Source organism: Blastococcus sp. SYSU DS0541, from assembly GCF_054050875.1.
Map to the genome: position 1 here is coordinate 38,928 of NZ_JBJHAD010000016.1, position 20,560 is coordinate 59,487.

General features: G+C 75.3%; 18 protein-coding genes and 1 pseudogene. 7 read left to right on the top strand and 12 right to left on the bottom strand.

Features of this window, described 5'->3' with window-relative positions; genetic code table 11:
* Window positions 1–57 precede the first annotated feature (57 nt).
* On the top strand, window positions 58–1,938 hold the full coding sequence (locus tag ACI794_RS16370; RefSeq protein ID WP_456616874.1) for a protein kinase domain-containing protein: 1,881 nt from the start codon (window positions 58–60) through the stop codon (window positions 1,936–1,938).
* 93 nt (window positions 1,939–2,031) lie between these two features.
* Here ACI794_RS16370 and ACI794_RS16375 read toward each other — a convergent pair whose 3' ends face one another.
* The 3 genes from ACI794_RS16375 to ACI794_RS16385 are packed head-to-tail and all read right to left on the bottom strand — an operon-like array spanning window position 2,032 to window position 4,142.
* Window positions 2,032–2,187 (bottom strand): hypothetical protein, encoded by a 156-nt coding sequence (locus ACI794_RS16375; protein WP_456581403.1) that lies wholly within the window; start codon window positions 2,185–2,187, stop codon window positions 2,032–2,034.
* 56 nt (window positions 2,188–2,243) lie between these two features.
* Window positions 2,244–3,707 (bottom strand): protein adenylyltransferase SelO, encoded by a 1,464-nt coding sequence (locus ACI794_RS16380; RefSeq protein ID WP_456616875.1) that lies wholly within the window; start codon window positions 3,705–3,707, stop codon window positions 2,244–2,246.
* 42 nt (window positions 3,708–3,749) lie between these two features.
* Window positions 3,750–4,142: a WhiB family transcriptional regulator gene (locus ACI794_RS16385; RefSeq protein WP_456604106.1), complete on the bottom strand. Its 393-nt coding sequence runs from the start codon at window positions 4,140–4,142 to the stop codon at window positions 3,750–3,752.
* 196 nt (window positions 4,143–4,338) lie between these two features.
* On the opposite strand from ACI794_RS16385, the gene ACI794_RS16390 reads away from it, so the two are divergent.
* Window positions 4,339–5,187: a mechanosensitive ion channel family protein gene (locus ACI794_RS16390; protein WP_456604107.1), complete on the top strand. Its 849-nt coding sequence runs from the start codon at window positions 4,339–4,341 to the stop codon at window positions 5,185–5,187.
* On the opposite strand, the gene ACI794_RS16395 is transcribed toward ACI794_RS16390, so the two are convergent.
* The 6 genes and pseudogenes from ACI794_RS16395 to ACI794_RS16420 form a co-directional block, all read right to left on the bottom strand.
* Window positions 5,188–7,053, bottom strand: a complete 1,866-nt coding sequence (locus ACI794_RS16395) for a helicase-related protein (protein WP_456604108.1) — start codon at window positions 7,051–7,053, stop codon at window positions 5,188–5,190.
* Between the two features lie 113 nt (window positions 7,054–7,166).
* On the bottom strand, window positions 7,167–7,364 hold the full coding sequence (locus ACI794_RS16400; protein ID WP_456616876.1) for a hypothetical protein: 198 nt from the start codon (window positions 7,362–7,364) through the stop codon (window positions 7,167–7,169).
* A 170-nt stretch (window positions 7,365–7,534) separates the two neighbouring features.
* Window positions 7,535–8,425 (bottom strand): annotated as a pseudogene (locus ACI794_RS16405) (DUF222 domain-containing protein); the annotation flags it as partial.
* 160 nt (window positions 8,426–8,585) lie between these two features.
* Window positions 8,586–10,781: an MMPL family transporter gene (locus tag ACI794_RS16410; protein ID WP_456616877.1), complete on the bottom strand. Its 2,196-nt coding sequence runs from the start codon at window positions 10,779–10,781 to the stop codon at window positions 8,586–8,588.
* Between the two features lie 6 nt (window positions 10,782–10,787).
* Window positions 10,788–11,387, bottom strand: coding sequence for a TetR/AcrR family transcriptional regulator (locus ACI794_RS16415; RefSeq protein ID WP_456616878.1), 600 nt, complete (start codon window positions 11,385–11,387; stop codon window positions 10,788–10,790).
* Window positions 11,388–11,471: 84 nt separating this feature from the next.
* Window positions 11,472–11,942 (bottom strand): heme-degrading domain-containing protein, encoded by a 471-nt coding sequence (locus ACI794_RS16420; protein WP_456616879.1) that lies wholly within the window; start codon window positions 11,940–11,942, stop codon window positions 11,472–11,474.
* A gap of 89 nt (window positions 11,943–12,031) precedes the next feature.
* Between ACI794_RS16420 and ACI794_RS16425 the strand changes: the two genes are divergently transcribed.
* Entirely contained in the window at window positions 12,032–13,102 is a 1,071-nt protein-coding gene (locus tag ACI794_RS16425) for a YihY/virulence factor BrkB family protein (protein WP_456616880.1), read from the top strand.
* 62 nt (window positions 13,103–13,164) lie between these two features.
* On the opposite strand, the gene ACI794_RS16430 is transcribed toward ACI794_RS16425, so the two are convergent.
* A complete protein-coding gene (locus ACI794_RS16430) occupies window positions 13,165–14,697 on the bottom strand; it encodes a DUF2252 family protein (protein ID WP_456616881.1) in 1,533 nt (510 codons plus the stop codon).
* Window positions 14,698–14,758: 61 nt separating this feature from the next.
* A complete protein-coding gene (locus tag ACI794_RS16435; protein ID WP_456616882.1) occupies window positions 14,759–15,625 on the bottom strand; it encodes a siderophore-interacting protein in 867 nt (288 codons plus the stop codon).
* A gap of 286 nt (window positions 15,626–15,911) precedes the next feature.
* Between ACI794_RS16435 and ACI794_RS16440 the strand changes: the two genes are divergently transcribed.
* From ACI794_RS16440 to ACI794_RS16450, 3 genes are all read left to right on the top strand, one after another.
* Entirely contained in the window at window positions 15,912–16,748 is an 837-nt protein-coding gene (locus ACI794_RS16440) for an acyl-CoA thioesterase (protein WP_456616883.1), read from the top strand.
* A gap of 115 nt (window positions 16,749–16,863) precedes the next feature.
* Window positions 16,864–17,892, top strand: coding sequence for an ATP-dependent 6-phosphofructokinase (locus ACI794_RS16445; protein ID WP_456581416.1), 1,029 nt, complete (start codon window positions 16,864–16,866; stop codon window positions 17,890–17,892).
* Between the two features lie 40 nt (window positions 17,893–17,932).
* On the top strand, window positions 17,933–18,682 hold the full coding sequence (locus tag ACI794_RS16450) for an alpha/beta hydrolase family protein (RefSeq protein WP_456616884.1): 750 nt from the start codon (window positions 17,933–17,935) through the stop codon (window positions 18,680–18,682).
* Between the two features lie 4 nt (window positions 18,683–18,686).
* Here the strand turns inward: ACI794_RS16450 and ACI794_RS16455 are convergent, their stop codons facing one another.
* Window positions 18,687–19,547, bottom strand: coding sequence for a polysaccharide deacetylase family protein (locus ACI794_RS16455; RefSeq protein WP_456616885.1), 861 nt, complete (start codon window positions 19,545–19,547; stop codon window positions 18,687–18,689).
* Window positions 19,548–19,663: 116 nt separating this feature from the next.
* Between ACI794_RS16455 and ACI794_RS16460 the strand changes: the two genes are divergently transcribed.
* Complete coding sequence (locus tag ACI794_RS16460; RefSeq protein WP_456616886.1) at window positions 19,664–20,497, top strand: TSUP family transporter; 834 nt, start codon at window positions 19,664–19,666, stop codon at window positions 20,495–20,497.
* Window positions 20,498–20,560: the final 63 nt, after the last annotated feature.

Sequence of the window (20,560 nt, forward strand, 5' to 3'; positions counted from 1 at the left end):
GGACGCACGGGGTGGACCTCGCGAGCACCGACACGAGGAGATTCGGGAGATTCGGGAGTGACCACGGCCGGAACCAGCCGACGATGCCTGGACGGCCGCTACCAGCTCCACGAGCTCATCGCCGTCGGTGGCATGGGCGAGGTCTGGCGGGCCAGTGACCAGCAGCTCCACCGGACGGTGGCGGTCAAGGTGCTCCGCAGCGAGTACGCCGACGACCCCGTCTTCGTCGCCCGCTTCCGCGCCGAGGCCCGCCACGCGGCCGGGTTGAGCCACCCGAACATCGCCGCCGTCCTCGACTACGGGGAGACGACGGCCCCGGACACGGGCGAGCACCTGGCCTACCTGGTGATGGAGCTGGTCGAGGGCACGTCGCTCTCGGCGCGGCTGGCCGAGGAGGGCTCGCTGGACACCCGGGCCACGCTGGCGCTGCTGCGGCAGGCGGCCGCGGGCCTGGCCGAGGCGCACCGCGCCGGCGTGGTGCACCGCGACGTGAAGCCGGCCAACATCCTGCTCGGCCCGGACGACACGGTGAAGCTCACCGACTTCGGCATCTCGTGGTCGGCGGGGAGCGCCCCGATCACCGGAACCGGCCAGGTCGTGGGCACCGCCCAGTACATGTCGCCCGAGCAGGCGCGGGGGGAGCACGTCAGCCCGGCCAGCGACGTCTACGCCCTCGGCCTGGTCGGCTACGAGTCCCTCACCGGGCACCCCGCCTTCGACGGCGACAACCCGGTCACCGTCGCGCTCAAGCAGGTGCAGGAGGCCCCCGAGCCCCTCCCTGCGGAGCTGCCGCCGGACGTCCGCGCCCTCATCGACGCCGCCCTGGTCAAGGACCCCGACGAGCGCCCGCGCGACGGCGGGGCCTTCCTCGCCGCGATCGAGGAGACGATCCGGCGGCCGTCCGGCGAGGCCCCGACGCAGTCGGTGGTGGCGGCGCCGGTGCAGCGTGAGCGCCGGGCGGAGCGCGCGCGCAAGGCGGCCGCGAGGCGCCGGCCCGCCCGGGTGACCCGTCCGGAGCCCGGACCATCCGCCCGCCGTCCGCTCGTCGCGGTGCTGCTGCCGCTGGTGGCCCTGCTCCTGCTCGGCGCGGGTGCGGTGGCTCTCGTCTCCGGACCTGGGCCGGACACCACCGCCTCGGACTCCTCGGCCGGCGTGGTCTTGCACAGCGAGGACTACCTCGGCCGCCCCGCCGCGGAGGTCGCGGCCGAGCTCGGCGCCCTCGGCCTCACCGTCCGGCAGGTGGAGGACCCGACTCGGGAGCGCGCCCCCGGCACGGTGACCGGCCTCGACCCGGTGGTCACCCTGCTCCGCCCGGGTGACGTGGTCCGCCTCTCCGTCGCCGTGCGGCCCGGCGCGCGCTCGCCCGTGCCGGCGCCCTCCACCGGTGGGGGTGCGACGCCGGTGCTGCGTCCCGAGCCTGTCGCGCCCGCCCCGGAGCTCCCGGCGGAGGACCCGGTCCGGAACGGCCCGGCTGCGGGCGGTGGGAGCGCTCCGGCCCCCGGCCGTCCCGCGGCGCCCACCGGCGACCCCACGACCCCGGCCGGGGGCGGCGACCCGACGGGCGAGCCGACCACCCCGGCGCAGGGCGGCGACCCGACGGGGGAGACGGCGACCCCGCCGGAGACCGGCGGCCCCACGAGCGAGCCGACCACCCCGCCCGAGACCGGCGGCCCCACGAGCGAGCCGACCACCCCGCCCGAGACCGGCGGCCCCACGAGCGAGCCGACCACCCCGCCCGAGACCGCCGGCCCCACGAGCGAGCCGACCACCCCGCCCGAGACCGCCGGCCCCACGAGCGAGCCGACCACCCCGCCCCAGACCGAGGACGAGGAGGACGGGGACGACGGCGGTGAGGACGACGGTGACGAGGACGACGGCGACGACGAGGACGTCGATCCGGAGGCGTCCGGGCAGGTGTCGTCCGCCGCGCGGGTCTGACCGCGCGAGCGCCGTGGCCTGACGACCGGTCAGCCGCGGGCGGGGGTCATCGCCTCGCGGGCGTGGTCCACCACAGCGGTACGGGGACGCGGCTCAGAGCAGCCGGTCGAGGTCGTCCGGCCCGGGGGCGGTGCCGCCGGAATCGGGCAGGGGTGAGGCGTCGGGGACGTCGTCGTCGGGGGGCTCCGGGGCCACCGGCCCCTCGGCGTAGAGGGTGTCGGGGTCCCGGGGGTCCATCTCGCGCGGCACGGACGGCGACTACCCGGCGGCGGCGCGGTGAACCCGCCCGGCCCCGCCCTGACCGCTCAGGTGCCGCAGAAGGTGCGGTACGCCCCGAAGTCCTGCGGCGCGGGCCCCGCGTAGCGCTCCAGGCCGGGCCGCTCGTCGAAGGGCTGGGTCACGGCCTCCAGGAGCCGCCGGAGCGGCGCGAGGTCGCCCTCGGTCGCCTCCTCGAGGGCCTCCTCGACGAGGTGGTTCCGCGGGATGTAGACCGGGTTGACGCCGTCCATGCCGTCGGCGTCGGGGTGCAGCGCCCGCCAGCGCTCCAGCCAGCCGTCGATGCCGGCCAGGTCGAGGAAGAGCAGGCGCACGCGCTCGACGTCGCCCCGGGCCGCCGCGCCGAGCCCGCGGAACAGCGAGGTGAGGTCGACGTGGTCGCGGGCGAGCAGGGCGAGCAGCTCCTCGGCCAGCTCGCGCACCACGGCGTCGTCGGTCCCGTCGGGCAGCCCGAGCTTCGCGCGCACGCCGGCGGTCCAGGCCGCCTCGTACCGCGGGGCGAACTGGCGCAGCGACCCGACGGCGAGCGCGACCGCCTGCTCCTGGTCCTCCGACAGCAGCGGCAGGAGCGCCTCGGCCAGCCGGGCGAGGTTCCACTCCGCGACCACCGGCTGGTTGCCGTAGGCGTAGCGCCCGGAGTGGTCGATGGAGCTGTAGACGGTGGCCGGGTCGTACGCGTCGAGGAAGGCGCACGGGCCGTAGTCGATCGTCTCGCCGGAGATGGTGGTGTTGTCGGTGTTCATGACGCCGTGCACGAAGCCGACCAGCATCCAGCGGGCCACCAGCGCGGCCTGGGCGGCGACGACGGCGTCGAACAGGGCCAGGTAGGGCTGGTCGGCCTCCGCCGCCTGCGGGTGGTGCCGGGCGATGGCGTGGTCGGCCAGGCGGCGGAGCAGGTCGACGTCGCCGGTGACGGTGGCGTACTGGAAGCTGCCCACCCGCAGGTGGCTGCTGGCCACGCGGGCCAGGACGGCGCCGGGCAGCAGCGTCTCGCGGCGCACGGCGCGGCCGGTGGCCACCACGGCGAGGGCCCGCGTCGTAGGGATGCCGAGGGCGTGCATCGCCTCGCTGACCACGTACTCGCGCAGCATCGGGCCGATCGCGGCGAGGCCGTCGCCGCCGCGGGCGAACGGCGTGCGGCCCGAGCCCTTGAGGTGCAGGTCGCGCGGGGCGCCGTCCGGGCCGGTGAGCTCGCCGAGCAGCAGGGCGCGCCCGTCGCCGAGCCGCGGGGTGAACCCGCCGAACTGGTGCCCGGCGTAGGCCTGCGCGACCGGGGTGGCGCCGTCGGGGACGAGGGTGCCGGCCAGCAGGCGGACGCCGTCGGGGGAGCGCAGGGTCGCGGCGTCCAGACCCAGCTCCGTGGCCAGCGGCTCGTTGAGGAGCAGCAGCCGGGGATCGGGGGTCTCCTCGGCGTGCCAGGGCACCGACATCTCCGGGAACTCGCGCGCGAAGCGGTCGTCCAGGACAACGGTCCGTGCCGGTGCGGAGGTCACGCCCCCAGGGTACGAGCGAACCCGAGGGCCGGCCGGGGACGATCAGGCGCTGATGGTCTCGCGGCGCTGCAGGCGGACCCGGCGGCGCTCGCGCTCGGAGAGGCCGCCCCAGATGCCGAAGCGCTCGTCGTTGGCGAGGGCGAACTCGAGGCACTCGGCGCGCACGGGGCAGCCGGTGCACACCCGCTTGGCATCGCGGGTGGAGCCGCCCTTCTCCGGGAAGAACGCCTCGGGGTCGGTCTCGGCGCAGAGGGCGTCCAGCCGCCACGCCTCGGGGGAGACCGCCTCGGCCGGCCAGGCCGGGGCGGTGAAGGCGTCGAAACCGGCGTCGCAACCGGTGTCGTAGCCGGTGTCGAAAGCGGCGTCGGCGGGGCCGAGGTCCTGGGCGGCGGAGCCGGGAACCAGGGTGAGCACGGGGCGGGAGAACGAAGACACGGGAAGCTCCTCGGAGGACGTGGTGCAGGCGGGGTGACGGACCGGTACGGCCTGCTTGCTACGTGTGACGTTACGGAGCCGGGGCCGCGTCGGCACTGGCAGAATCCACACGGAACCGGCTCGTCCGATTGGCAGGTCTGCGGCCGCGCGTGGACGTCGGGCGGCGGGATCTCCGGAGGCTGCCTAGCCTCCGGAGGTGGCCGGAGCGCACCTGACCAACCTGTGGACGGCGGCCGAGGACCCCGTCGACGCCGTCGTCACCGACCCGATCACCTGGCAGCAGGGCCTCCAGGCCCTGGTCGTGCTCGTGCTGGGCATCGTCCTGGCGATCGTCGTGCGCCGCGGTCTGGTCCGCGCCATCGACCGGGAGGGCAGCCGCCACGTCGGCCTGGTCGTGGGCCGCTTCGCGAGCGTGGTGATCGGCGCCGTCGCGGCCGTCTACGCCCTCGACCTGCTGGGGGTGAGCATCGGCCCGCTGGTGGGCGCCCTGGGTGTGGGCGGGATCGCGATCGCCTTCGCCGCGCAGGACATCCTGCAGAACTTCATCGCCGGCGTCCTGCTGCAGGTGCGCCGCCCGTTCCGGGTGGGGGAGCAGATCGGCAGCGGCGACCACGAGGGCGTCGTGGAGGACGTCAACCTGCGCACCACGGTGCTCAACACCTACGACGGTCTGGTGGTGTACCTGCCGAACGCCGAGGTGCTCAAGCAGCCGATCGTCAACTACACCCGGACGCCGCTGAGCCGCACCTCGCTGACGGTCGGCCTGCCCTACGACGTCGACCTCGACCAGGCGCGGCAGGTGCTGCTCGCCGCCTGCCTGGAGACCGACGAGGTGCAGGCCAGCCCGCCACCGGAGGTGTGGGTGGAGGAGTTCGCGGACTCCTCGATCAACGTCGCGGTCCGCTACTGGCACCCGGCGGACATCGCCAGCCGGTGGCGGGTGCGCAGCGCGGTCGCCATCTCGGTCAAGACGGCGCTGGACGCTGCCGGGATCTCCATCCCCTTCCCGCAGCGGGTGCTCTGGTTCCCCGAGGGCCCCGGCTGATCAGCTGCGGCGGGAGCGGCCCCGCGGACCACCCTGCCGCCCGCCGAGCGCCCGGCCGGCGGCCCGGCCCGCCGTCCGCCGACCACCGCCGACGGGCCGGCGCTCGCGCTCGCTCTCGCGCCGGCCGGCCGGGGCGCTGCAGGGCCGGCAGGTGGTGAACCAGGGAGCGATCGCGTTACCGCACTCGACGCACTTGCCGGAGCGACCCAGCGCGATGGCATCGGGGAGCAGCTCGGTGATCATCTCCGCGCACTCCTCCTCGACCCACGCGGCGTCCTCGCTGTCCAGGCCGGCGACGCCGGGGAACTGGCGCAGCAGGGTCTGGGCGTCGCGGGCCGCTGCTGCCGCCTGCTCGTACTCCTCGACGGTGCCCCCGCGCGGGACGTCGGGCAGCACGGTCTCCGGCGGGACCGGGAGACCGACGGCGTGCTGCAGAGCGGCCCGGGCGAGCACCAGCCAGCGGGTGCGGCGCGGCGGGTTGTAGTCGATCGCGAGGTTGACCAGTCGCCACACGGTGTTCAGGTCGCCGGCCGCGCCCAGGGGGCCGCGCAGCAGCGGCAGCAGGGCGTGCACCCGGAGGACGAGGCTCGTGACGTCGTCGGCGGTCATCGCCTGGTCGCGGGTCGCGGCCCGGGCCCACGCCATCCAGCGGGTCAGCGCCTCGGGGAGGTCGACCGCCTCGAAGGCGCCGAGGTCCTCGAGCTCGGGGCGCAGCCGGGGGGCGCGCTTGGGCAGGTCGCTCATCTCGTCGCCGCGCGCGACCGCGGCGCCGGCGCCGACCAGCGCCGCCAGCGGCTTGAGCCCGCTGACGCCGATCAGGATCCCGGCGGCGCCGTGGCCGGTGAGGCCGTAGCGCCCGGCCCGCCCGGCGATCTGGGCGGCCTCCCAGGTGCGCAGCGGCCGCATCTCCTGGCCGTCGAACTTGGTGGTCTCGGCGAAGAGCACGGTGCTGGCCGGGACGTTGATGCCGTGGCCGATGACGTCGGTGGTGACCAGGACGTCGAGCTCACCGCTGGTGAACCGCTCGATGACCTCCCGCCGGGTGGCCGGAGGCAGCGCGCCGTAGAGGACGCCCACCTTGCCGGGGCGGTGCTGGTCGAGTTCGGCAGCGACCGCGTAGACGGCCTTGCGGGAGAAGGCGACGACCAGGGTCTGCGGCCGGACGTTCGCCGGCCGCACCGGCGCCCGGAGGACGTCCAGCCGCGACAGCCGCTTGTGGTTGACCACCTCGACGTGCTCGGCGTCGGAGACCAGCGGCTTGAGCACGAGGTAGGCCTCGGCGGCGGAGATCAGGTGCATCTGGCGGTACTCGCCGGTGAGCAGGAGCCGCGCCCAGTGGTGCCCGCGGTCGGGGTCGGTGACCCAGTGGGCCTCGTCGAGGACCAGCATCTCGCCGCGGTCGGGGGCCTTCTCCACGGTGCAGCAGACGATGGGCGCGAAGGGGTCGATCTCCTCCTCGCCGGTCGACAGACCCACGGTGCCCTCGGGCAGCTGGGCGGAGAGCTTCGCGTAGGCCTCGTGCGCCAGCTGGCGGAGCGGTGCGGCGTAGACGCCCGCCCCGGTCGCGGCCAGCGCCTGGAGGGACTCGTAGGTCTTGCCGGAGTTGGTCGGGCCGAGGTGGAAGACGACCTCCTCCGGCCGGGTGGCGCGGGCGGGCAGCTCCGGTGCGGCGCCCTCGACCCAGCTCTGCTGGGCGAGCTTCTCCTCGCGGGCGGCGGCGCGGTCGGTCTCGCGGGTGGCGCGGGTGGCGTCGTCGGTGCCGCGCGTGCGGCGGGCGGCGTCGTCGGTGCCGCGCGCGGCGGCCGAGCGGCTGGCGGAGCGGTTCCGTCGGCGGGCGGGCGCGGGCTGGGGGTGGTGCTCGGGCAAGCGTGATCCTCGAAGTGCTCGGGGGCAGGTGCGCGCCTCTGCCGAGCCGCGTCGTCTCCAGAGCCAACACCGGACGGTGCCGATGCATGCCCGCGGGGTCGGGAGCGGCCCGCTCACCCCGTCCGTGACCGTTCGGGCGCTGTCGTGATGCGGGGGAGGACGAGGATCTCGGTGCCGTCGGGCCGGTAGGTGCGCCATCGGCCGTCGGGTCGTCGTTCGACGCGGAACCCGTGGTGGATCTTGGTGTGGTGCCGTTCGCAGAGCAGGGCTGAGTTCTCCAGCGAGGTCTCCCCGCCGTCGGCCCAGTGCACGAGGTGGTGGACGTCGCACCAGTGGGTGGGGGCATGGCAGCCGGTGAACGAAAGGACCCCTCCGCCCCCCGCCACTCGCGAGCTCGCGGCGGGCCCCTGCGAAGGGGCCGAACGCGGCCGACGTCGAGGGGTTGGCCTTCGGGGCCGATGACGATGCGGGTGACGGTGCCGTCGCAGGCCAGCCAGCGGGCGCGGGCCGCGGAGATCGTGGCGCCGAAGCCGAGGGTGGCCGCGCCGGGGCCGGTGTCCGGGTCGATGAGGTCCTCCAGGTCGACCCGGACGACCACCTGGGGTTTGTGGGTGCGCAGCACCGGCAGGGCGCCGGCGGCCAGGGCGTTGTCGGCGAGCTGCACGAAGGCGTCGCCCTGCTGCTGGGCCCGGGTCCGGGTGTCCCCGGCGGGCCGGTCGGCCTGCACCACCGACTCCAGCGCGGCCTGCACCTTCTCCCCGCCCATGGCGTCGAGCTCGAACCGGCCGCTGACGCCGCCATCAGCGTGCTTCACCAGGGTCAGCGACCGGCCCTCGGTGGGGTCGGGTTCGGGGCCGTCGGGGTCCAGCCGGGCCAGGTAGTGGGCCACCACCTGGCGCAGCTCGGCGTGCGGGCGGGTGGCGGCCACCTCCGCGAGCGCCGCGTCCACCCCGGCCAGGTCCACGCCCTGGGCTGCGGCGGCGGCCAGGTTGGCCGGGGCGGCCACCGGGGCGATCACCGCCAGGGCCTCCGGCGGCAGGGCCCCGGTCGCGGCCGCGGCGGCGACCGCCGGTAGGGCCTCCATCGCCCGTCCGGTGCTCACCAGCCGGGAGGCGGCGGCGGACGAGTACCGGGCGTGCCCGCGCAGCCAGGAGGCCATCGTCTTCTGCCCGTCGTGCTCGGCGGCCCCGGTGAGCTCGCACTGCCGCACCGTGCGGGCGATCTCGGTGGTCAGCCGGTTCCCGGCCACCAGCAGCGGGGCCAGCCGTTCGATCAGCTGCGGCCCGAACGCGCCCTCGAGCCGCTCGCCGGCCAGGTCGTCCAGCGCGGCGACCAACCGGTCGATCGCACCAGACGGTTCTGTCGAACACATGTGCGAACACTACCGCCGGCCGACGGCATCCGCAGCGCGAAAGTGCAGGTCAGAGCCGAGTCCACAGATGTCCCGGCAGGCTTGACGCGACCGGATGCACTTGTCGAACGGCGAACGGCCCGCCTGCACGAGGCAGGGGGCCGTCCACGAGCGGTGCGGCTCAGCGTGGAGCGGCGCCGACCGTCTCCCGGTCGCGCGCGGGCTCCCGCTTCTCCAGCGCGGCCCCCTCGACGTCCAGAACCGGCAGCCACTGCAGCCAGCGCGGCAGCCACCAGGCCCGGTGGCCCAGCAGTGCGAGCGCGGCGGGGACCAGCACCATGCGGACGACGAAGGCGTCGAACAGGATGCCCGCCGCGAGGGCGAACGCGATCGACTTGATCGTGGGCTCACCCGCGGGCACGAAGCCGGCGAAGACCGAGAACATGATCAGCGCCGCGGCGACGACGACCGGCGCGGCCTGGCGGAACCCGGTGCGGATGGCCTCCAGCGGCGCGGCGCCGTGGCTGTGCGCCTCGTGCATCCGGGACACCAGGAAGATCTGGTAGTCCATCGCCAGCCCGAACAGGATGCCGATCACCAGGATCGGCGTCAGGCTGATCAGCGGCCCGGTCACCTCCAGGGCGACCAGGTCGGCCAGCCAGCCCCACTGGAACACCGCGACGGCGGCGCCGAGCGACGCACCGACGGTGAGCACGAAGCCCAGCACGCCGACCAGGGGCACCAGGAGCGAGCGGAAGACCAGGACGAGCAGCACCAGCGCCAGGCCGACGACCAGGAGCAGGTAGACCGGCAGGGCCTCGTTGAGGCTGTCGGCCACGTCGACGCTCACCGCGGTGGCGCCGGTGACGGAGGCCTCGACCCCCTCGAGGTCGGCGAGCTCGGCGCGCAGGTCCTCGACGAGCTGCTCGGTCTCGGCGGTGGCCGGCCCCGACGCCGGGATGACGTTGAGCAGGGCCGCGGTCCCGTCGGCGTTGGGCGTGGGCGGGGTCACCAGGGCGACGTCCTCCACGCCGGCGACCGTGGCGCCGGCTGCGGCGGCGGCCTCGGGCGCGCCCTCGCCCTCGAAGAGGATGGTCAGCGGGCCGAGGAAGCCCTCGCCGAAGCCCTCCGCCAGCAGCTGGTCGGCCCGCGCCGCCGTGGAGTCCTCGGCCGGCTCCTGCACCAGCGTCGTCCGCATGGAGAAGAACGGGATGGCGATCACGCCGAGCACCACCACGGCCAGCAGCAGCGAGACCATGCGGTGGCGGGTCACCGTGGCGACCCAGCCGGCGAGGAAACCGCGGCCACCGGCGTCCGCCGGCGTCATCCAGGGGAAGGCGTCGGTGTCCATGACGGCCCGGTACCGGCGGGGGAGCGCCCGGCGGCCCAGGAAGCTCAGCGCCGCGGGCACGAGGGTGATCGCCACGAGCACCGCGACGACGATCGTCGCCGCCGCGGCGATGCCCATCTGGGTGAGGAAGGGGATGCCCACGACGGAGAGCCCGAGGAGTGCGATGACCACGGTCAGCCCCGCGGTGACCACCGCCGACCCGGCGGTGCCCACGGCGGTGGCGATCGCGGTCCCGACGGGGGAGCCGTGCCGCAGCTCCTGCCGGAACCGGGTCACGATGAACAGCGCGTAGTCGATGCCGACCGCGAGGCCCAGCATCGCCGCGAGGATGGGGGTGGTGGAGGAGAGCTCGGCGAAGCCGGTGGCGATGGTCACGCCGAGGACGCCGATGCCGACGCCGACGACGGCCGTCAGCAGGTTCATGCCGGCGGTGACGAGGGAGCCGTAGGTGACGGCCAGGACGACGAGCGCGACGACGACGCCGATGACCTCCGCAGGGCCGCCGACGTGCGGCGGCTCCTGGATCGCCTGGCCGGTCACCTCGACGGTGAGCGCGCCGTCACCGGCCTCCTCGACCGTCTCCAGGAGCGCGTCCCGCTGCTCGGGGGCGACCTCGCCTAGCCCGCTGTCGAAGGTCACCGAGCTGTAGGCGGTGGTCTGGTCGGCGTTCACCGTGGGCGCCGCGGGGTCCAGCGGGTTGCTCGCCCCCGCGACCCCGGGCAGCCCGCCCAGCTCGGCGACCAGCTGCCCGACGGCGGCCGCGTTCTCCGGCGTGGTCAGCGTCTCGCCCTCGGGCGCGGCGATCACGACCCGGGCCGACGCGCCCCCGGCGGCGCCGAACTCCTCGCCGATCCGTTCGAGGGCGGTGGTCGACTCCTGGCCGGGGATGTTGAAGGCGTCGGAGGTCTCACCGGCGAGGGTGGCCGCGCCCGCGCCGCCGGCGACGAGCACCACCAGCCAGACCAGGATCACCGGTAGCCGGCGCCGGTGCGCGAGCGCACCGAGCCGGGACAGCACAACAGCCATGGGGGATCAGGCCTCCACCTGGTGGGGAACGGGACGAGCGGCGCCGGGCCGGCGGTGCCCGAGCGCGTCGAAGCAGGTGGCGACGATCCAGGGCCGCCACCGGGTGACGTCGTCCTCCTGATGGGCAGTCAGGCTCAGCACCGCCAGCGCGGTCAGCGCCCCCAGCACCCGGATCGCCCGCTCGGAGGTGGGCGCCCCGGGGTCGACGCCGAACGCCTGCAGGGCGGCCGCGCCGGCGGCCTCGACCTCGGAGGCCGCGCAGTCCTGCTCGCCCTGGGTGATGGGGGCCAGGAGGAGCGCGACCACCCCGGGGTGGGCCAGGGCCACGTCGACGAGCACCTCGAGGGCGCGCCGGTCGCGCTCCGGCCCGGGCGGCAGCTCGCCGACGGCGGTGAGCACGCGCTGCCCGAGGACGCCGGCCTGGGCCAGCACCGCTCGGTACAGCGTCTCCTTGCTGGCGTAGTGGTGCAGCAGCCCCGCCTTGGAGAGGCCGACCGCGTCCGCGACGTCCTGGACCGACGTCTTGGCGAAGCCGCGGCGCGCGAAGAGGGCGGCGGCCTGGTCGAGGATGCCCTCGTCGATCTGCTGCCGGAACGGACGTGCCACGTCGCACAGGCTACGGGCTACCGACCGATCCGGTAGGGGGACCGACCGGATCGGTCGGTGCCGTTGGCCACACCGGGCCGGGGGTCAGTGGCCCAGGTGCTCGGCCAGCACGGTCGTCACCATCCGGTGGTCCGCCAGCTGGGGCAGGCCGGAGACGGCGACGACGCCCACGGGGCCGACGTCCCGAACAAGCAGCGGGAACGCGCCGCCGTGCGCGGCGTAGAGCTGCGGGTCCAGCCCGAACTCCGCCTCGAAGGTCGTGCCGCGCTCGATGCTGTCCTGGCGGACGTGCAGGGAGCTGTGCCCGAACCGGTGCACGACCCGGGACTTCCGCTCGATCCAGGAGGCGTTGTCGGGCGTGGCGCCGGGCAACGCGACGGAGAAGAGCCGCTGGCCGTTGCGCACGATCTCGATGGCGACCGGCGCGGCGTCGCGGCGCGCGGCGGCGACCAGCGCGCAGCCGAGCACCCAGGCGTCGTCGTGGGTGAAGGAGGTGAGCTGGAGCTCCTGCTCCTCCGCGGCGAGCTCGGCGACGGTGGGGAACGGCTGCGTCATGGGTCCTTCCTACCCGGCCGCCGGCTCCACGTCCCGGCGCGTGTGCGGACCGGTTCCGGGTAGCCGTCCGTCGAGGGAGGGGTGCACGCATGGCTGTCGCCGCACGGCTGGACGCGTTCCAGAGCAGGCATCCCGCGGTCGGCTTCCCGCTCGCGGTGGTCTACAAGTTCGTCGACGACCGCGGGCCGCACCTGGCCGCGCTGATCACCTACTACGGGTTCGTCTCGCTGTTCCCGCTGCTGCTGGTGCTGACCTCGGTCCTCGGCTTCCTGCTGCAGGACGACCCGGAGCTCCAGCAGCGGATCCTGGAATCGGCGCTCTCGGACTTCCCCCTGCTGGGCCCGGCGCTCGTCGAGAACATCGGCACGTTCCGGGGCAGCGGGGTGGCGCTGGTCATCGGCATCGTGGGCAGCCTGTACGGCGGCCTGGGCGTCATGCAGGCGGCGCAGGCGGCGCTCAACCGGATCTACGCCGTCCCCCGCTTCGCCCAGCCCAACCCGCTGCTCTCGCGGCTGCGCAGCCTGGTGCTGGTGCTGGTCCTCGGCCTGGGGGCGGTGGCGTCGACGGCGCTGACCGCCGGCGTCACCACGTCCTCGGACGTCCTCCCGCTACCGGGACCGCTGGTGACGGTGCTGGGGACGCTGGCCGGCCTGGCGATCAACGTGGGCATCTTCCTGGTGCTGTACCAGGTGCTCACCGCCCGCCGGCTGGACTGGCGCAACGTCGCGGTGGGCGCCGGGATCGCCGCGGTGCTCTGGGAGCTCCTGCACGTGCTGGGCACCTACTACTTCGGCACGTACGTGACGCGGGTCAGCGACGTGTACGGCGTCTTCGGGGTGATCCTCGGCCTGGTCGTCTGGATCTACCTGCAGGCGCTCGTGGTCGTCCTGGCCGCGGAGATCAACGTCGTCCGGCACCGGCGGCTCTACCCGCGGTCGCTGCTGACCCCCTTCACCGACGACGTCGAGCTGACCCGGGCAGACGTCCGCGCCTACACCGGCTACGCGCGCAGCGAGCGGTACAAGGGCTTCCAGCGCGTGGAGGCATCCTTCCGCAAGGACGCCCCGCCGGGGCCGGGTGACGTGGAGGGCTTTCCTCGGGAGGTCCCGGGGGAGCTCTCCGATGCGGAGGGGGAGGCCGGCGCCCGCCCGCCGGGGTAGGAGGCGCGCCGAGGCCGGCACCCTCCCGCGGTCGTACGGTGCCAGCGACCGGCGGAGCCGGCTCAGCGGTAGACGACGTCCACGCTGCGGAAGGCGCCGAGCGCGTGGTCGGCGGTGAAGTAGCCGTGGTCCCGGCGCACCCGGTCGGCCGCCTCCTCGGCGAACCGCAGCACGTCGTCGACGAAGAGGTCGCGGTTGCCGATCGCGTCGAGGATCGCGGGCTCGACGTCGTAGTCGACGTTCCCGGTCTCGTCGGACATCGCGTGGGTGTGCGCCAGCACCCGGCCGCAGATGCCGGCGTACTGCTTCCACTCCCGCGGCGACAGGGAGCCCAGGCCGATGTCGTCCCGGTACGGCGCCCGCTCGCGCACCATGAAGCTCTCGCCGTCGATGTCGACGCTGCCGTAGAAGACGTCCCCGCTGACCAGGTGCACCCGCTGGGCGTGCCGGATCCGGTCGGCCTGGCCGTCCACCTCGTAGCCGGACGGCGGCACCAGCCCGGAGAGCGCCGAGCGGCGGGCGCGCTTGAACTCCAGCAGCAGGTCGTCGGTCCCGTCGTCGCGGACGCCGGCGATCAGCACGTAGTAGCGGGGCAGCCCCAGCGAGGCGGTGCCGGCGCCGCGCCGCTCGGCGACGTCCTTGACCCGCATCCGGCCGGCCCGCTCGGGCACCGGCACCTCGTTGTCGGCCACGAAGCGGTCGACGATCCCCTGGAACTCGGCCCGGCGGCTGCTGACCGGCACCAGCTCCTCGTCGGTCCGGAACCCGCTCCGGGTCTCGTCCAGCAGGCCGGCCAGCCAGTCGGCGCGGCTGGTCCCCAGCGCGCCCGCGATCAGCTCGGCGATCAGCGGCGGCGCGTTGTCCATCCGCAGCTGCTCGGTCTCCTCCCGCCCGTCGGCGGCGTAGGAGGCGATGCCGGCCGCGTAGCCGCGCAGGAACCGCTCGGCGATGGCGCGCTGCTTCTTCCCGCCGTACCCGGACTTCTCCGCCGCCCCGAGCAGGAAGCCGACCGCGCCGCGCTTCAGGTCCCAGGTGAAGGGGGCGTAGTAGGCGTCGTCGAAGTCGTTCACGCCGAAGATCGGCACGTTGTCCGAGCTGGGCATCACCCCGAAGTTGCCGGGGTGCACGTCGCCGAGGGCGAGCACCGTGGGCAGCCGGGCGTCCTCGCCGACCAGGTCGCGGTAGAAGAGCAGGTTGGTGCCGCGGAAGAAGTGGAAGACCGAGCCGGCGAGCTTGTCGAACTTCGCGCGCGCCTCCAGGTCACCGGTGGCGATCCGCGTCTCGTGGTCCTCGCGCACGGTCTCGCGCACGTGCACCCGCCGGTCGTTGCCGGTGAGCATGCGGGGGATGAGCACCATCTCGCCCGCCGCCCGGGCCTCGGCGAGCCGGCGGAACGCCTCGACGCGGGAGCTGATCTGCCGGCGGCCCGCCCCGGGGCGCTCGGTCTCGTGCAGCGCCGTCGGGCGTTCCGCGTCCTGCAACGCGGCGACCAGCTGGTCCTTGGCCATCCGGCTCCGCCCCGGGATGCCGCGCTCGCGGGCCAGGCGCAGGAGCTGGTCTCGGGTGGCGGTCGTCAGCTGGGTGTCGGAGGGCATGCACCCGGCCTACCCGCCCGCACCCGGGCCAGGCACGACGATCGTGTGACGGATCCCGAGGTCAGCGGGGCGCCGTGGCGTCCTCGGCCTCGAGGGCTGCGTTCCACTCGCGCTTGCCCGACTGCCAGCGGTCCTCGGTGTCGCCCCGCCGCCAGTACCCGGAGATCGACGTCCACTCCGGGTCGAGCCCCCGCTCGGCGCGCAGGTGCCGGCGCAGCTCCCGGACGGCGTGGGCCTCGCCGTGCACGAAGACGTGCCCGCTGCCGGCCGGCAGCGGCTCCGCCCGGACGGCCTCGACCAGGAGCGTGCCCGGCTCGGCGCCGTCGCGGTGCAGCCAGCGCAGCTCGACGCCCGGGCCGACGACGAGGTCCTCCTGCTCCTCCTCGGCGTCGGCCACCTCCACGAGCACGAGCGCGCGGGCCTCCGCGGGGAGCCGGTCGAGGGTCGCGGCGATCGCCGGCAGCGCGCTCTCGTCCCCGGCGAGCAGGTGCCAGTCGGCGTCCGGCCGGGGGGCGTAGGCGCCACCCGGGCCCATGAACTGGATGCGGTCGCCGGGGCGCGCCGCCGCGGCCCAGGGGCCGGCGAGCCCCTCGTCGCCGTGGTGCACGAAGTCGATCGTCAGCTCACCGGCGACCGCGTCCCAGGCCCGCACGGTGTAGGTGCGGGTCACCGGCCACTGGTCGGCGGGCAGCTCGGCGCGCACCTGCTCGACGTCGTAGGGGACGGCGTAGGAAGCGTCCGCCGGCGGGAACAGCAGCTTGACGTAGCGGTCGGTGAACTCCCCGTCGGGGAAGCCGGCCAGGCCGTCGCCTCCGAGCACCACGCGGATCATGTGCGGCGTGATACAGGAGGTCCGGACGACCTCGCCGATCCGCGGGGTCCGCCTGCGGGGCGGTCGCCCGTCGTCGTTCCGCCGTGGCTCGCTCATCGCTGCTCCGCTCCCGGCCGCGCCGGGCGACCGCAGTACCGACCGTGCCGCCGCCCCCGGGACGCGGGGAGCGCGGGTGCTGTGCGCGCGGTGTCCGTCCGGGTCCGTCCGGGTCCGTCCGGACGGCGGTCGGCGCGCGGGGACGACGCTACAGAGGTCGATGATCACCGCCGGCGGTCGGCCCGGGGGCAGCCGTACAGGTCGAGGGCGCCGAGGACCGGGTTCCGGACGGGGACGGGCATGGAGGGCGAGCTCGGCGACGCGGCGCTGCGGCTATGTTCCCCGGGTGGGAACTGCAACCACCGGCACCGCGGCGCACCGCTCGGACGCCGGGCCGACCGTGCTGGACGTGCTGGCGCTGGAGGAGATCGACCGCGACCTCTACCGGAGCACGCTGCTGTTCACCGATCCCTTCCCGCTCTACGGCGGTCAGGTGGCGGCGCAGGCGCTGTACGCGGCCGGGCGCACGGTGGCGGCCGACCGGCTCCCGCACTCGCTGCACGGCTACTTCCTGCGCAGCGGGGACGCCGCCCGGCCGACCGTCTTCCGCGTCGACCGGGACCGCGACGGCGGCTCGTTCTCGGCCCGGCGGGTCGTCGCCATCCAGGGCGGCGAGGTGGTCTTCAGCATGGCGGCGTCCTTCCAGGTGCCCGGCCCGGGGCCGGACCTGCAGGTCCAGGAGGTCCCCGCGGTCGACCCGCCGGACGGATCGCCGGTCTTCGAGCTGCCCCGGCTGTTCTCCGTGGAGGGCCGGCGGCCTACGCAGCCCTTCCCCGACGCGCACTGGCCGACCCGCTTCTGGGCACGCTCCACGGTGCCGCTGCCCGAGGACCGGCTGGTGCACGCCTGCGTGCTCGCCTACCTGTCCGACATCGGCACCGGCCTGTCGGCGCTCCCCGACGACGAGGCCGCCCCGGGCCCGAGCCTGGACCACGCGGTGTGGTTCCACCGGCACGCCCCGCTGGACGACTGGGTGCTCATGGACATGGTCCCGCGCACCGTGGCCGGCGGGCGCGGCTGGTACACCGGGTCGATCACCACGGCCGACGGCGTGCTGGCGGCGAGCTTCGCGCAGGAGACGCTCTTCCGGCCCGGCCGGAACCCTTTCCGCCCGGACCGGTGACCGTCGGTCACGCCCTCGCTCCGGGACCGCGCGGACTGCGCGTCGACCCGCGGTCGTCTAGACGTCATGACGTACGGTCGGGTGGACCCGGCCCACGAGCGCGAGGAGCCAGCCGGTGCGCATCGGAATCCTGACCGGGGGCGGGGACTGCCCCGGCCTCAACGCCGTCATCCGCTCGGTGGTCCGCACCGCGGGTGCCCACTACGGCAGCGAGGTGGTCGGCTTCCGCGACGGCTGGCGCGGCCTCCTGGAGAACCGGTACACGCCGCTGGACGTGGCGGCGGTCGACGGCCTGCTCACCCGCGGCGGCACGACGCTGGGCTCGGCGCGGGTCGCGCCGGAGAAGCTGCACGCGGGCATCGACGAGATGAAGTGCACGCTCGACGAGCACGGCATCGACGTCCTCATCCCGATCGGCGGCGAGGGCACGCTCACCGCCGCGCACCTGCTGTCGGAGGCGGGTGTCCCGGTGGTCGGCATCCCCAAGACGATCGACAACGACATCGACGGCACCGACCTCACGTTCGGGTTCGACACGGCCGTCAGCATCGCGACCGAGCTCATCGACCGGCTGCACACGACGGCCGAGTCCCACCAGCGGGTGCTCCTGGTGGAGGTGATGGGCCGGCACGCCGGGTGGATCGCGTTGCACGCCGGCCTGGCCGCCGGCGCGCACCTCACCCTGGTGCCCGAGGAGCCGTTCGACGTCGACGAGGTCGTCCGCCTGGTGTGCGAGCGGTTCGCCCGTGGCGACTCCCACGTCATCGGCGTCGTCGCCGAGGGCGCGGAGCCGCTGCCGGGTCAGATGGCCTTCCGGCGCGGCGGCGTCGACGAGTTCGGCCACCGCCGGTTCACCGGCGTCACCCAGCAGTTGGGCGAGGAGCTGGAGCGGCGCACCGGCAAGGAGGTGCGGGCGACCGTCCTGGGTCACGTGCAGCGCGGGGGGACGCCGACCTCGTTCGACCGGGTGCTGGCCACCCGCTTCGGGCTCCACGCCACGATCGCCGCGCACGAGGGGCACACGGGCCAGATGGTGGCGCTCCGGGGGACGGAGATCGACCTGGTCCCGCTCGCGCGGGCGGTCGCCCGGCTGAAGACGGTGACGCCGCAGCGGCTCGCCGAGATCCGGGCCTTCACCGGCTGAGCGGCTGGACGGCGCCGGCCGGCCCGGCCCATCCTCGGGCGTGCCCCCGCACCCCGCACCCGAGGACCGGTCGGTGCTCACCCGGCCGTCGGCGCCCCCCGACGACGTCCTCCGGTACGGCCCGGCCGCGGAGCAGGTCGCGGACGTCCGCCTCGCGGCGGCCGCCCCGGCCGACCGGCCGCTGCTCGTGGTGGTGCACGGCGGCTTCTGGCGCCCGGCCTACGACCGGGCGCACCTGGGGGCGATGACCGAGGCGCTGGCGCAGGCCGGCTGGCGGACGGTGGCCCCCGAGTACCGCCGCGTCCCCGGCCGCCCCGACCTGGCGGTCGCGGACGTCCACGCGGCGCTGCAGGCGGTCGCCGGGCGGCCGGACCTCACCGGCGGCCGGCAGGTGCTGCTGGCCGGGCACTCGGCCGGCGGGCACCTCGCGTTGCACGCGGCCGCGACCGCCGCCGCCCCACCCGCCGGCGTGCTCGCCCTCGCGCCCGTCGCGGACCTGCGGCTGGGGCAGGCCCTCGGCCTCGACGGCGACGCGGTGGCGGCCTTCCTCGGGGAGGACGCCGACCGGCGCCCCGACCTGGACCCCGCGCGGCTGCCGGCGCCGGCTACCCCGGTGCGGATCGTGCACGGGACCGGGGACGGCGTCGTGCCGCCGGAGCTGAGCCGGTCCTACGTCCGGGCCCACCCCGCGGCCGGGCTCCACCTCGTCCCCTGCGGCCACTTCGCCCTGATCGACCCCCGCAGCGACGCCTGGCCGGGGGTGCTGGGCGCCCTGGACGCCCTGAGCTGACCGCTCAGAACGCGTCGAGCCGGGACAGGAGCGTCGGGCCGTCCCAGGTGGGCGGAGGCATGATCCGCCGGATGGTCAGCAGGGGATGGGCCGGGTCCTGCGGGTCGGCGAGCTGGAACGCGGCCCGGTAGCCCGCCGCCGCGACCCGGGGCAGCGCCTCCGGTGACCACATGCCGTGGGGGTAGGCCATGGTCTCCACCGGGTGGCCGAGGATGCCGGCCAGCTCCTCCCGCGGCCGGTCGAGCTGGACCACCCACTGGTCGCCGCTGAGCCGGTCGACCCGCTGGTGGTCCCAGCTGTGCGCACCGATGGTCATGCCCGCCGCATCGAGCTCGCGCAGGTGGTCGGCGCTCAGCCAGTCCGGCTTGCCCAGGACGACGGTCATCGGGAAGAACGCGCCCGGGAAGCCGAGCTCCCGCAGCAGGGGGAGGGCCACCGAGTGGTGGGTCGCCGAGCCGTCGTCGAAGGTCAGCAGCACCGGCCGGTCGGGCAGGGGCGCGCCGAACTGCAGGTGGTCCAGCAGCTCCGGTACGCCGATCGGGGTCCGCCCGCCGTCGCGGAGCGCCTGCAGCTGGGCCCGGAAGATCCCCGGCGGCGTGATCATCGTGCGGGCGTACGCGCTGTCCTCGGCGCGGAACTCGCGCAGCTGGTGGAAGCAGAGCACCGGCACGGTGGAGCGGGCCAGCACCTCTGCCGCCGTCGCGGAGGTCGGCGGGGCGCTGGTCGGCGCGGGCTCGGTGGTGGGCGAGGGGGCCGTCGTGCGGGGGCGGGAGGTCCGCGGGGCGGCCGCGGGCTCCGCGGTCGGGCTCGAGCAGGCGCTGAGCAGGGCCGTCCCGGCCGCGGCGAGGAGGGTCCGTCTGCGCACGCCCCCACCCTCGCCGCCCGGGTCGCCCCGGGCAAGCACCCCGGCCGCGGGGTGCCCGGGCCGGGGTCCTACCGTTCTCGGGGGCGTGCCCGGGCCGGGCTCGCGACGAGGAGGTCGTGGCGGCGGTGGGGGACGTGCTCCCGGTCGACCTGCTGCCCGAGGGCATCTCCGGCGGTGTCCTGCTGCTCCTGCTGGTCGCCGCGCTGACCGCCGGGTGGATCGACGCCGTCGTCGGCGGTGGCGGGCTCGTCCAGCTGCCCGCGCTGCTGCTCGTGCCGGGGATCAGCCCGGTCGAGGCGCTTGCCACCAACAAGCTGGCGTCGATCTTCGGCACCACGACCAGCGCCGTCACCTTCCAGCGCCGGGTCCGCCCCGACCTGCGCACCGCCCTGCCGATGGCCCTGGTGGCGCTGGCCGGGAGCTTCGCGGGGGCGTCGGTGGCCGCGGCGCTGCCGGCGTCTGTGTTCAAGCCGGTCATCGTCGTGGCGCTGGTCGCCATCGCTGCCTTCACCCTGCTGCGCCCCTCGCTCGGGGAGGTGACGGCGCTGCGCCATGCCGGCCGGCGACACCACGGGGTGGCCGCAGCGCTCGGTGTCGCCATCGGCTTCTACGACGGCATCCTCGGCCCCGGCACCGGGTCGTTCCTCGTGTTCGCCATGGTGTCGCTGCTCGGGTACGACTTCCTGCACGCCAGCGCCAAGGCCAAGATCGTCAACGTCGCCACCAACCTGGGTGCGCTGCTCTTCTTCGCCCCGATCGGCGCGGTCTTCTGGGGCCTGGGCATCCTCATGGGTGCGGCCAACATGCTCGGCGGCTACCTCGGCTCCCGCACGGCGACCACCCGGGGGAGCGGGTTCATCCGCGTGGTCTTCCTCGTGGTGGTCACGGCGCTCATCGGCCGGCTCGGCTGGGACGTGTGGGAGGAGAACCTGAGGCCGCTGCTCGGCTGAGCCGTGGCGCCGCCGGTGGACACCGCGGGCGGCCGCCGACAGACTGCCGGGACCACGCATTCG

Coding starts and splice junctions, on each gene's coding strand:
- ACI794_RS16410 (WP_456616877.1), bottom strand. CDS start 10,781: ATGGCTGTTGTGCTGTCCCGGCTCGGTGCGCTCGCGCACCGGCGCCGG.
- ACI794_RS16420 (WP_456616879.1), bottom strand. CDS start 11,942: ATGACGCAGCCGTTCCCCACCGTCGCCGAGCTCGCCGCGGAGGAGCAG.
- ACI794_RS16425 (WP_456616880.1), top strand. CDS start 12,032: ATGGCTGTCGCCGCACGGCTGGACGCGTTCCAGAGCAGGCATCCCGCG.
- ACI794_RS16430 (WP_456616881.1), bottom strand. CDS start 14,697: ATGCCCTCCGACACCCAGCTGACGACCGCCACCCGAGACCAGCTCCTG.
- ACI794_RS16435 (WP_456616882.1), bottom strand. CDS start 15,625: ATGAGCGAGCCACGGCGGAACGACGACGGGCGACCGCCCCGCAGGCGG.